This is a genomic window from Runella zeae DSM 19591 (genome assembly GCF_000423565.1).
Classification (GTDB): domain Bacteria; phylum Bacteroidota; class Bacteroidia; order Cytophagales; family Spirosomataceae; genus Runella; species Runella zeae.
Genome location: NZ_KE384042.1, coordinates 86932 through 99302, shown reverse-complemented (window position 1 = coordinate 99302; position 12371 = coordinate 86932). Strand labels below are relative to the sequence as shown.

Annotated in this window: 8 protein-coding genes; 2 read left to right on the top strand and 6 right to left on the bottom strand. The window is 43.4% G+C overall.

Going from position 1 to position 12371, the window contains the following annotated elements; translation table 11 throughout:
• Positions 1 to 12: 12 nt before the first annotated feature.
• The 6 genes from G563_RS0128445 to G563_RS36110 all read right to left on the bottom strand — a co-directional run bounded on the left by G563_RS0128445 (position 13) and on the right by G563_RS36110 (position 8056).
• Positions 13 to 351: a hypothetical protein gene (locus G563_RS0128445; protein ID WP_028668320.1), complete on the bottom strand. Its 339-nt coding sequence runs from the start codon at positions 349 to 351 to the stop codon at positions 13 to 15.
• Between the two features lie 85 nt (positions 352 to 436).
• Positions 437 to 1309: an alpha/beta hydrolase gene (locus G563_RS0128440; RefSeq protein WP_028668319.1), complete on the bottom strand. Its 873-nt coding sequence runs from the start codon at positions 1307 to 1309 to the stop codon at positions 437 to 439.
• Positions 1310 to 1456: 147 nt separating this feature from the next.
• Positions 1457 to 2836 carry a RagB/SusD family nutrient uptake outer membrane protein gene (locus tag G563_RS0128435; RefSeq protein ID WP_028668318.1) on the bottom strand — a complete coding sequence of 460 codons (1380 nt, stop codon included), beginning with the start codon at positions 2834 to 2836 and terminating at the stop codon, positions 1457 to 1459.
• 11 nt (positions 2837 to 2847) lie between these two features.
• Positions 2848 to 5862 (bottom strand): SusC/RagA family TonB-linked outer membrane protein, encoded by a 3015-nt coding sequence (locus G563_RS0128430; RefSeq protein ID WP_028668317.1) that lies wholly within the window; start codon positions 5860 to 5862, stop codon positions 2848 to 2850.
• Between the two features lie 151 nt (positions 5863 to 6013).
• Positions 6014 to 6472, bottom strand: a complete 459-nt coding sequence (locus tag G563_RS37325; RefSeq protein WP_051211262.1) for a hypothetical protein — start codon at positions 6470 to 6472, stop codon at positions 6014 to 6016.
• Between the two features lie 276 nt (positions 6473 to 6748).
• Positions 6749 to 8056, bottom strand: a complete 1308-nt coding sequence (locus tag G563_RS36110) for a hypothetical protein (RefSeq protein WP_037328443.1) — start codon at positions 8054 to 8056, stop codon at positions 6749 to 6751.
• Between the two features lie 340 nt (positions 8057 to 8396).
• On the opposite strand from G563_RS36110, the gene G563_RS0128415 reads away from it, so the two are divergent.
• Together G563_RS0128415 and G563_RS0128410 are read left to right on the top strand one after the other, a co-directional pair.
• A complete protein-coding gene (locus G563_RS0128415; protein WP_028668316.1) occupies positions 8397 to 9590 on the top strand; it encodes a DegT/DnrJ/EryC1/StrS family aminotransferase in 1194 nt (397 codons plus the stop codon).
• A gap of 56 nt (positions 9591 to 9646) precedes the next feature.
• On the top strand, positions 9647 to 12319 hold the full coding sequence (locus G563_RS0128410) for a glycoside hydrolase family 2 protein (protein ID WP_028668315.1): 2673 nt from the start codon (positions 9647 to 9649) through the stop codon (positions 12317 to 12319).
• Positions 12320 to 12371: the final 52 nt, after the last annotated feature.

Genomic DNA, 12371 nt, shown 5'->3' with positions numbered 1-12371 from the left:
AAAAAAGCGAAGCTACCAAATCGATACTACAATAATCAACAACGCAAGTACAAGTTGAATCACTACTTTCAGGGTGAATGTTTGCCCAAAATGAATCGGATACAGAATAGAACCCACAATGACGCCAGTGACAAAAAACAAAAAGCGATTGGACCACATGGAGCCGTTAAACCCTTGAACCCCATATTCGGAGGCTTTAATCCAAAGAAATGTGCAAGCTAAGGCTAACAAATAAGGATAAAAAGAAGTAATCCATTTAGGAGATTTGAACTGCCAATACATAATGTACCAGTGTCCAAAAGAGCCAAGTAGAAATAAAGCGGTAGAAAGTAAAATTTTGGAGTAATTCATATCTCAAGAGTTAGGGGGTTAAGACCTTAAATTTACATCTAACCCCACTAATTCTCAATATGATTGTATGCCTAATATTTTAAACTTAATATTGGTGAAAAGCATCCGAAATAAATGACAGCACCGTAGGAAGTGCACGTCGCCAATAAGTCCAAGTATGCCCACCGTCGTAGATGCGAAATTCGTGAGGTATTTCTTTTTTACGCATCGCGATATGAACCAAAGAATTTCCTTCGTACAAAAAATCATCATCTCCGCAGTCGATATACCACCTAACTGCTTTCTTTTGGTCATCGGGCATATTCTTAATAAGTTCGAGTACACTCTGACGTTTGAAGTAAGCTTCTATTTCGGCATCGGTATAGTTTGCATCAGGTTTTGAGCGTTTTAATTGTGCTTTGGTATCTTCAAGCGCCATAGGGCCAGTAGCTGCACTCAACGGGCACGCCGACGAAAACAACTCAGGATGATGCAAAGCATAGGTAAACGACCCTCCCCCACCCATCGACAATCCTGCCACTGCTCTAAAACGTTTTTCGGTTTTGATGCGGTAGGTTTTTTCTACGTAGGGCATAAGTTCTTGAAAAAAGAAATCTTCATAACGCCACTCATTGCGGACATCGTTGGCATAGCCACGCTGCCCTGTGTTGGCATCGGGCATGACGATAATCATCGGAGTAGCTTTGCCTTCTTCAAAAGCTTTATCAGCGATATGCTGCACCTCTCCAAATTGGACCCAGCCTGTTTGGTCGTCGCCTGCCCCGTGCAATAAATACAGCACAGGATAGCTACGCTGTGAAGTCTCATAGCCTGGAGGTAAATAAATAGCGTATTTTCGGTCGCTTTTCAAGATTTTGCTCGGCACAGTTAGGTTATCAAATACCTTGCTTGACTGCGCCTTTAAGCCACTGAAAACAGCCAATAGCAACATTATTGATAAAACATTTTTCTTAATCATGTTTTTAGGATTTAGATGAATAATCAATGTCAAAAGGCAAGCTTATGGTTGATTATACTTAATCCAAAAGAAAGCACATGACTTAACCCTACAATAAAATCCTCGCCACTGTGAGTAGCGAGGATTTTATCAAAGTAAAACTCAGATTTAGCGTGTTTTCACGTATTCATCCCAGTTAATTTCTGCCTGTGGACGAGCGAGTTGTTTAAAAATAGTACCTCGGTCGAGCGAAATATCCACGTTTTGAGCATTGAGGCGGTCATAACGACGCAAATCTACCCAACGGTGTCCCCAAGGTTCGGCCCAGAGCGAATAGCGGCGCTGAAACAAAATTTCATCAATCAGCGCTTCTTTGGTGGTAGCTCCTGCGTAGTTTCCAATACCCGCCGCAGTACGAATGCGATTGATAGCTGCCAAAGCAGCTTGTGTATTGCCTAGCTGAGCATTGGCTTCGGCGGCAATCAACACCAATTCTTCATTGCGCAAAAACTTCACTTCGCTGGTATTCGAAGCAAAGCGACGGTCTTGGTATTGACCCGATAAAGGTGTTCCGTCGGAAGTCACTGAAACGGGTACGGTACGACGGAAAAACTTGTTGCGCACGCGAGCATCTCCTGCAATGGTATCTCTCAATACCGAAGGATGAACCACCATCATAGTAGTAACGTTGGCATTTTGTACAAAAAACAACGGATTGAAAGCATCAGGAGGTGCCCCGTAGGTATGCGCAGGGCCCAAATCAAGGCTACCCGTAAGGCTATAAAAAGAGCCATTGAGTGCCTCTACCGCCTCTTGCCACTGCTGACGATACACCGCCAAACGCGCTGCAAGACCACGATTGAGCTGCCGCAAAGCCGCAATTGTATTGAAATTGTTAGCAGTGAATCCACTGGTAAGGCGTAATGGGAAATTACCCGTTCCCGCATTTCCTAATTCGGTATTACCTTCATCCAACACACGTTTGATTTGGGTCAAGGATTCTGCCAAAGGCAAGAAAGGCCCAGGATTTTGAATATCTTTTACGTCAATCCGAATCCCATTTTCGTATTGCCCCATCGCTACCAGTAAGTATTGATAAGCCATGATTGTTTTGGCAAATCCTGAAACCGCATTTTTTTCTTGTTCGGTAAAAGTATTGGTATTCTGAACCGCGTCAATCACTGTTTGCGCTTGTCTAATGGCAAAGTAAGGGTTTTGATAGGTTGCCAGATATCCAAACATATTGGCAGTCGCTTGGCGATTGTTCATACCGAGCCAATCGGTTTGCCAGCGTGGGTCAGAAGCATTGAGATACCACAGTTCTCGTCCCATACTTCCAAAGAGCATCGTAACCGTAAATACATAATCACGATGACGCGACTCTAGGCCAGTTATCAGGTTTTGAACTTGATTGCGAGAGGCATTTTGAGACACACTCCCCAACGAAGGGTTATTAGGGTCATTGGGGGCGCTAAGCTCAAAAAAGCTACAAGAGCTCATAAGCATTAGCCCTATTAATATTGGCGTATACAAACTTAATTTTTTCATGATGTTCGAGCTTAAAATTCTACAACTAAATGACCAAAAAAGCGACGCTGTGTAGGATAAGGAGCAATATCCACACCCGAGCCCACGGCTTGTACCCCAAAAGTGGAAGTCTCGGGGTCATATCCAAAATAGTTGGAGAAAGTGAGCGGATTTTGAGCTGATACTCCCAGACGCACGCGCGAAATTTTGTTGTTAAACCATTTACCCAATGAACCTGTAGGTACACTGTAATAAACCGCTACTTCACGTAAACGCACATAAGACGCGTCTTGTACCCAGCGGTCGGCACCATTATAAGGAGCTAATCCTCGCTGACGGCCATTGGGTACTCCGTCGGCATTATCATCGTCGTCCCAGTCGGGAGTAGTTCCACCCGAATCCATCAAAAACTGCGAAAGGTTGATATTATCACCCCCTTTTTTCCAATGCCAAAGCATATTGACATCAAAACTCTTGAAAACCGTAAATTCGTTCATCCAAGACATCTGAAAATCGGGTTGGTTGTCGCCCAATATAAAAGCACCTGTGCGTACCCCTTCGGCCAATGGCGTGTCATTGGCATCACGCGCAGGGCGAGTACCGACGATGGTAGTAGGCGAAAACCCTTCTTGGTACAAAAACGTACCGAGCGATACCCCAAAAGCTCCTAAATTATACGCCGGGATGCCTAGACGAGTCATAAGGAGGTCATTTTTCCACCACATCAAGCGCGAAAACCAGCGAAAGTTTTCTTTTTGTACAGGACTAGCTCCCAACGAAAACTCAAGTCCACGGTTTTGAAGCTGTGCCAAATTACTAGGAATCGTACTTATACCTACAGAAGGCGACAGTTGAAGGTTTTGAATATTGCTACGGGTTTGTTTGTCATAGTAAGTAGCTTCCAATTGGATACGATTGTTGAATAGCCCTAAATCTAAACCAAACTCAAGCTCACCCGCCCGCTCAGGCTCAATATCGGCATTTCCAGCAGCTGTTGTTACTACCGACCCAAGCAATCCACCGATATTAGCTGAATTGAGCGCAGTAAAAGTAGTTCCAAAACCTGGCACACCGGCGGTTTCACCGTAAGCTACGCGAGGTTTGATTTGAGAAAATATCGAGGCAAGATTACTACTTCTGATAAAATCAAAATTGGCAAGGTTGATGGCCAAAGAAGCTTTAGGAAAGGCCCAAAACTTATTGGCATTGCCAATGAGGGTTGATTTATCCCAACGTACCCCCGCCGTAGCGATGATTTTGTCGTCCCAGTTGGCTTCTTGTTGGATAAAAGCTCCCACGTCATTGACCGTCTGGAAGCGTTGGTCAAAAATCTCTTGTACCGTCCCTTGGCGTAGGTTGTTTTGCCCTCCAGCCAATCCCCGCGAACGGTTGAGGAGACGATCTTCACGAAATTTGAGCCGCACTGCGCCTGTCTGAGACGTCAAATTTACTTTACCGATATTCCAGTTATATACCAAAGCCGCTTGGATGTTCATATTCACATTTTCTGTTTTTCCCCATAGTGCATCACCAGGGTTGCCTTGTCCACGTTGGTATTGTAAGTCCTCAGGCAAGTACACTTGAGTAGTATTTTGGGTATAATCTACGCCCCCTTGACCTACAAATTTTAACAACGATTTCTCAGATTTATAGAGATTGGCTGTCAAATTAAACGATTGAATAAAACGGTTGACGTTGGTATTATTGACCCCTCTTTCGGTGACAGCTACCGGGTTTTCAGAAAAATAAGGGTTGTCGGGATAACGGCCACTTTCGTCGGCAAACAAATTAAAATAATTCGGCACATACGACATATTGTAACCTATACTTGCTCCTGAATTGTTTTGATTTCCCGTAAACCCGCGGTCGGTATTAGAATTGATATAGTTTGACCCTACCGACAACGTAATGTCTTGGGTTAGTTTGTGGTCGATGTTGGTCCTAAACGAGTAGCGCTTAAAACCAGTACGACGAATGATTCCTTTTTCGTCGGTATAGCTTCCCGAGATAAAGAATTTGGTTTTGTCAGTTCCTCCTGAGATTCCCAAGCGAGTATTGGAAAGGGGGGCCGTGTTGCCGTAAAAATACTTTTCATAGTCCCACGTTTGGCCATTGGCTGCACGAAAACGCTCAAGTTCAACAGGTCTGCGGGCTGCGGCAAAGAAAGTATTGATTTTTGCTTCCGACCAACTATCCACCCCTAAGAGCTTTTGAGGCGTAGCAAATCCGTAATCCTGCGCAAAAGAAACTTTGGTTTTGCCCGCACTTCCTCTTTTGGTAGTGATGATGATAACACCCGCGTTGGCACGGGTTCCATAAATCGCCGCAGCGGAAGGCCCTTTAAGTACCTCCACGTTTTCGATGTCATTGGGGTTAAGGTCCGAAATACGGTTGGCTGCGTCATCTTGGGTTTCGGCACCTGCCCCTGTTACGGAAGCACGTCCCGAACGGTTAACGCTGTTGTTGGCATATACCCCATCAATAATGTAAAGAGGCTGAGAAGCTCCCACCAACGACGAAACCCCACGCAACTGAATCGATACCCCACCACCAGGCGCACCACCGTTGGTATTCATATTGACCCCTGCCAGCTTTCCATAAAAGGCATTATCAACCGTCTGGATTTGGGTAGTTCCCATAAGCTCCTTTGCCGAAATCGTTCCTATGGCATTGGCTAGGTTGGAGCGTTTGATACTAGTCGCCAAGCCCGTCACTACAACTTCCTGTAGATTGGAGACATCTTCTACGAGGGTCACATCAACGAGGCTGCTGTTGCCTACGGCCACCTCTTTGGCCTGAAATCCAATCGACGAAAACACGAGGGTGACATTGGTTTGACGTAGAGAGAGGGTATAAGTACCGTCAGTGCCACTAGTAGTCCCGGTCGTGGTTCCTTTCACTACTACATTTACCCCAGGGATAGGGCTTCCGTTTTCTGTTTTGATAGTGCCGCTGACTTTATTTTGGGCAAAAGCAGCTACACTCAGCAGCCATAGATTTGCGCAAATTGCCAGCTTGGCTACCAATTGTAAGGTAGTTTTGTGCATAAAAATGGGTAGATTTAATTTAGGAAAAAATTTTGACTTAAATTAAATCCGAAACTCAATTAATACACAAAATGTTTTTAAAAAATCCCACAAATTTTTATTTATCGATGCCTTTCCGTTGAGTAAAAAAACTTCTTCCTTTATATATGCATCATTTAGTGAGAGCGGTAGAATGCATTTGCACAAGCCACCATTTTCTTTTTTTCTTGACCAATATCGCACTCTCAAGCCATTTTACTTTCCGTTTTTGCTGAGAAGTGATGTTGGTCAGATGAGCAGTGTTATAATACCCTACCCAAGCAATATTTTTTTGGACTTTGAAACTTATAAAATTAAACTCATTTGCCCGCTCCCAAGTTTTCTTTTGCGCTTTTCTTTTGTTAATTAGATTGATGAGGGTATCGTTTGTCCAGCGAGTCCCTACTTCATATAGCTCAAAATCAGGCGTACAGTTTCGTTCCAAGTATTTTAAATCATCTTGGGAAAATAGTTCAAAAAAATCGATAATAACGCCTTTGATAGCCGTAGTGTCTTTATCTAAATTTTGAGCCTTTACACCAAAAAAGCTTCCAATTAAGCACAATATCAATAAGAAAATTTGTTTTATCATTTTCAAAAACCTCCTTTTAAAGTAGGAAAGCAATTAATCAATTTTTGGTTCTAAAAACAACTGTTTCATTAAAAGACGTCCTATTTTTTGTGCAAAAATGCCCTAATCACGAAGTACAACTAAGTAATATTAGTCATACAATTTAATACCCATAAATTGAAAATCAAAAAAACGGCTCCAAATCAGAAGCCGTTTTTTTTTAAAATACACAAAAAAAATACAATTTCACACAACACAAATAGGCATATTATTTTACAAACAACACCGCACCATAATTTATTTTTTCTCTTCCTCTACCGGAGGAGCGCCAAAGCGTTTGTGGGCATGTTTAAGTTCTCCGTGCGAATTGATGAGTATCAACGTCAACAACGCAATCACTCCCAGCACTAACCCAAAATTGCGCCCCCACTTATTGCGTACAATCAGGCGAGGGGTAAACTCTGGCTCTATTTGTCGAATCACAAAGGCGACAATTACCCAATTGACGATATAGAGATATTGCTCTATGCGATACCCACTCATAAAAGCCCCCGTTACTAATAAACTATACACCACATACAACCCCCAATGCCCTAAAAATAAGCCATAGACTTCGTTGGCACTGTAGGCAATAGGGTTAGGTTTGGCTTGATAATAACGCACCCACCAAAAAGCCGTAAATACCAACACCAATCCAAGCGATACGAGCTGTACTCCTCCAATGACGGGGCTATCAGAAGTAAGATTGAGATTAGTAAAAATTCCTTGCAAACGCTCCGTTCCAAATGACTGCTCCCATACCGTAAACGGAATCACCAAAGCCACCATGAGTAGCGGAAACCATACTTTGGACTTGGGTTGGGTGGCTTCGGTTTTTTCCCATTGTGAAGTAAAAGTGCCATAGGCCATCCCTAATCCTCCAAAGAAACCTAATGAGTACTCCATTACATTCCAAAAATTAAATTTAATACCAGTAAGGCCACCCAACACCTGGAGGAAGTTGCCGAAAGCAAAACCAAAACCACCGCCTAAGCCGGAAAAAACAGCCACGCGTAGCGCGGATATTTGCTTTTCGCGAATCAGGTACCAAGTAAGAGCGACGGCTGCCCCAAAACAAGCCGCCCACATCTCCGAACGAGGGGGAGTCATGAGCCAACCAAACTCTTCAATCATGAAAAAATAAAATAAAATAGCACCGACTGTCATTTCTACTATCAGTTGATGCCACTTAATCGGTTTAGCAGATGAGTTTGCCAATGCCAAGCCAAACAAACCTCCCCCTACATATCCATACAAACCTCCTACCACAAACAAGCTCAATAGGCCATAATACACATTGACAAAATCGCTGCCCCGACCATAACCTACCAAAATACCGTAGCTTGCCAAACCCGTCAACCCCCAACCCAAAGCACCTGCCAAGGTAGCTACAAAAACTTTGGCGTACCAATCGGGCCGTTTGGCAACGACTAATATACTAAGTGCACCCACGGCACCTGCCCAAGCAGCGCCATGTTCGTGCCCAAATTGCCCACGAATAGCCCAAGCGGTCGCCAATGACATACCTACCATGAGCATGGATAAATAGAGTTGTTTGTTTTTCATTCTTAAAAAGGATAAATTAAAGGTTTAGTCTTATCTTATTTTGATATACCCACCTAATTCAAAAATGGGCTACTTCTAGCCCTGTTTTAGGGTAATTAGTGAAGTAATTTTGCCTTTTTTTCCTATCATGGTATTGAGTCTGTGGCTCCTTCCAATAGCCCAAAAACCAAAAAATTCAGTATTATTTTTTAGTATTTATTTTCGATATACGTTTCATAGATTTGTATGATTTAGGCTCGGTGATCAGAGGCAATCATCTTAAAGAGAGCCTATTGCTTACACCCTAAAGCATACAAGCTAAATAGCTACATACTTTTATCAAACATTAGAGCAACATATTGTGGAAACAGTAGAAAAAACCGTAAAAAAGACATTTTCTTGGCCCATATTCGACGAAACCGAAGTGGAAGCTGTAGCCGAAGTAGTAAGAAGCGGCAAATGGGGCAACCCCGATTGTGGCGATTTGGTCGAAACATTTGAGAAAGAATTTGCCGCTTATTGCGGAAGCAAATATGCCATTAGCTGCGTCAATGGCTCAGTATCTTTGCGATTGGCGCTCATTGCATGTGGTGTAAAACCAGGCGACGAAGTCATCGTGCCACCTTATACGTTTATTGCTACTGCATCTACCGTCATTGAAGCTAACTGCGTACCGGTGTTTGTGGACTTAGACCCCGACACTTATAACATTTCTCCGGCGGCCATTGAAGCAGCTATCACACCTCGCACGAAGGCCATTATTCCGGTGCATTTTGGTGGACAAGCCTGCGATATGGATGCTATTATGGATATTGCCAAACGCTACAATCTCAGAGTCATAGAAGATGCAGCTCACGCCCACGGAGCCGAATACAAAGGCAAAAAGTTAGGTTCGATTGGCGATGTAGGAAGCTTTAGTTTTCAATCTTCCAAAAACCTCACCGCTGGCGAAGGTGGTATCGTGGTCACCGACGATGATGAGCTTTACGCTATGATGCACTCTCTCCGCAATGTGGGGCGCATTGAAGGCGGACAATGGTACGACCACTACAATCCCGGCTGCAACTATCGCATCACCCAAATGCAGGCGGTATTGCTGTCGGCCCAACTCAAACGCCTAGAAAGTCAAACTCTCACCAGAAACGAAAACGGACTGTACCTCAACCAGTTACTCATGCAAATACAAGGTATCACACCGCTCCAACGCGGCCTAGGTGAGACCCTTCATTGCTATCATATTTATATTTTCAAATACGATAAAACGTATTTCAACAACCTGAGCAAAATTGAATTTGTAGAACGACTTGCCGCCGAGGGAGTTCCTTGTTTTAGAGGATATCCTCATCCTTTATATAAACAACCTTTGTTCCAAAACAAAAATTTCATGTGTTATGCCATTCCAGACGATGTAGATTATACGCAGGTTTACTGCCCCGTAGCTGAGCGCGCTTGTAATGAAGAGGCTGTTTGGATTTTACAACATGCTATGCTAGGAGACAAAGAAGACATGGAGGCATTTGCAAAAGCAATCAAAAAAATACAAAGTGAGGCTTGAATGATTTAGCCACAAAATTTATTTCTTACTTGTGGGTCACAACCTACACCATCAATATGATTAATACGACTTTAAAACTCTCTTTTTTTGTACTAATAGTAGCTGCACTTTCGAGCTGCGGCTCAAAACTCAAAATAGAAGACCGCCCCCTACGCGAAGGGTGGATGATTGCGTCTTCCAAAGAAGTAACAGGCGATGCCAAAATGTTATCTGAAGGAATCGGTTCGGGCGAAAAATGGTACCAAGCCACTTTACCTACTACTGTTTTAGGAGCCCTTGTTGACGCAGGCGAATACAAGGATGTATTTGTGGGAAAAAACCTCGAAAAAATACCCCGTGCTCGTTTTGAAAATACTTGGTGGTTTCGAAATACATTTACTTTAGAAAGTTTTGAAGCCCAAAAAGAGCAAATCCAACTACTCGTAGAAGGTATCAATTATCGCGCTAATTTTTGGGTAAATGGTCAGCCAATCGCTACGCAAGATACCCTTTTTGGAGCATTTCGTCAGTTTGAGTTGGACATTACAAAGGCCGCCAAAAGTGGCGAAAACACGTTGTTGGTGGAAATTGTCCCGCCCAAAGTACGTGACTTCTACATGGGATACGTGGACTGGGCTCCTACCCCACCCGACCATTTTATGGGAATTTACCGCGACATTCGCCTCAAACGCTCCGGAAAAGTCTCTCTTCATGCGCCTTTTGTAGCCCCTGACGTAGATACTAAAGACCTCACCAAAGCGTCCCTTACGATTACTACCGAAGTCGAAAATCACGGCGATGAAGCCAAATCGGTCGAAATCTCGGGAAAAATCGAAGAGATTAGCTTCAAAAAAACAGTCCAACTTGCACCGCATCAGCGGCAAGAAGTGAAATTTACGCCAGAAGAATTTGCCCAACTCAACCTCAAAAATCCACGGCTTTGGTGGCCAAATGGCTTGGGCGAACCGGCCCTTTATCAATTGCAATTAGAAGTAACCGACCAAGGTACGATTCAAGACACACAAAGTACCAAATTTGGAGTACGCAAAATCGAAACTTACCTCAACGGCAAAGGCGTAAGAGGCTACAAAGTCAATGGCCGTGATTTGCTTATCAAAAGCGGTGGCTGGGTCGATGATTTGTTTTTGAGATATATGCCCGAAAAAGATGCCGCCCAAATCAGGTACGTCAAAGAGATGAATCTCAACTCGTTGCGTTTTGAAGGAATTTGGGGCAACAATCATCATATTTATGATCTTTGTGACGAAAACGGTATCCTGCTCATGGTGGGTTGGAGCTGTCAGTGGGAATGGCCTGACTATCTGGGCATGGAGCTAAAAATCAAACCCGGTGACGAAAACCTCCCTATCAACGAAGGGGTAGATTTGTATGCTGTAAAACTCACTCCTGAAGAAGAAACCCTACTTTCTAATTACTTCCGCGACCAAGTTAAGTGGCTTCGCAACCACCCTAGTATTTTCACTTGGGCAGGTGGTAGCGATGCCATGCCCAAGCCTTCTTTAGAAAAAAGATACCAAGAAACCCTTAAACAATATGACCCTACCCGCCAATTTTTGGTTTCGTCTGGGGCATTTGTTAGCACCTTAACAGGCTCGTCAGGAATGAAAATGAATGGTCCTTACGAATATGTCCCACCTGTATATTGGTATGAAGACAAAAAATTGGGGGGCGCCTATGGTTTCAACTCTGAAGTAGGTCCTGGCCCTCAAATTCCGCCTATCGAGAGTATCAAAAAGATGATTCCTGAGGCCGATTTGTGGCCGCCCGACAATTCGATGTGGAACTACCACTCAGGCCGGAAGGATTTCAATACTATGGGGGTCTATCTCAAAGCACTCAACAATAAATACGGCACACCTGCCAATTTGGAGGAGTTGGCAATGAAGGCACAGTTGATGAACTACGAGGCTATCCGTCCGATGTTTGAAGCGCACGTCATCAACAGGCCCGTGGCAACAGGTGTGGTACAGTGGATGCTCAATTCACCTTGGCCTGAATTTTATTGGCAATTGTACGACTACTATCTGATGCCAACGGGGGCTTATTATGGTACTAAAAAAGCCGCACAGCCTATCAATATTATGTATGATTATTACCATCGTAGTATTCATGTAAGTAACGACACCCGCACTGCCCTCAAAGGCTATGAGGCTGAGGTAAAACTGTTAGACCAAAACTCTAAAGTGATTTTTGAACAAAAACAATCATTTGATTTGGCCGAAAATACTGTTCAAAAATGGCTTCAATTACCAGCTTTACAAGGCCAAAAGCAGGTGTATTTTTTAGCCCTAAAATTCAAAAACAACAGTGGAGAGGTAATAGCTGATAATTTCTATTGGCTACCTACTCAAACTGATGAATTAGACTGGAAACAATATTTTTGGTTTTATACACCTCAAAAACAATACGCAGATTTCTCCGCTTTAAATACGCTTGCCAAAGTGAAAGTGCAAGCCGAAAAAACGATGAAAGAGCAAGGTGATGAGTATGAAATCAGTGTCAAACTCTCTAATCCTTCGGACAAAGTGGCGTTTTTTATTGAACTAGAATTAGCCAAAGAGGCCAAAGGAGCAGCTATTTTGCCCATTTTCTGGAGCGACAACTACGTGTCACTTTTACCCGGAGAAACCAAAACCGTAACTGTAAAATGTGCTAAAAAAGAAGCAGGTTCCCAACCCGTTGTGAGAGTCAAAGGCTATAACTTAGACAATAGTTTTGTAATTCCTTAAGATAAACCAACGTTGGCAGCATTTTGAAACCAACGTTGGCAGCGTTTTGAAC

Excerpts from the sequence above, each read along its gene's own strand:
- G563_RS36110 (WP_037328443.1), bottom strand. The coding sequence starts at position 8,056 with ATGAAAAACAAACAACTCTATTTATCCATGCTCATGGTAGGTATGTCA.
- G563_RS0128410 (WP_028668315.1), top strand. The coding sequence starts at position 9,647 with ATGATTAATACGACTTTAAAACTCTCTTTTTTTGTACTAATAGTAGCT.
- G563_RS0128440 (WP_028668319.1), bottom strand. The coding sequence starts at position 1,309 with ATGATTAAGAAAAATGTTTTATCAATAATGTTGCTATTGGCTGTTTTC.
- G563_RS0128445 (WP_028668320.1), bottom strand. The coding sequence starts at position 351 with ATGAATTACTCCAAAATTTTACTTTCTACCGCTTTATTTCTACTTGGC.
- G563_RS0128430 (WP_028668317.1), bottom strand. The coding sequence starts at position 5,862 with ATGCACAAAACTACCTTACAATTGGTAGCCAAGCTGGCAATTTGCGCA.
- G563_RS0128435 (WP_028668318.1), bottom strand. The coding sequence starts at position 2,836 with ATGAAAAAATTAAGTTTGTATACGCCAATATTAATAGGGCTAATGCTT.
- G563_RS37325 (WP_051211262.1), bottom strand. The coding sequence starts at position 6,472 with ATGATAAAACAAATTTTCTTATTGATATTGTGCTTAATTGGAAGCTTT.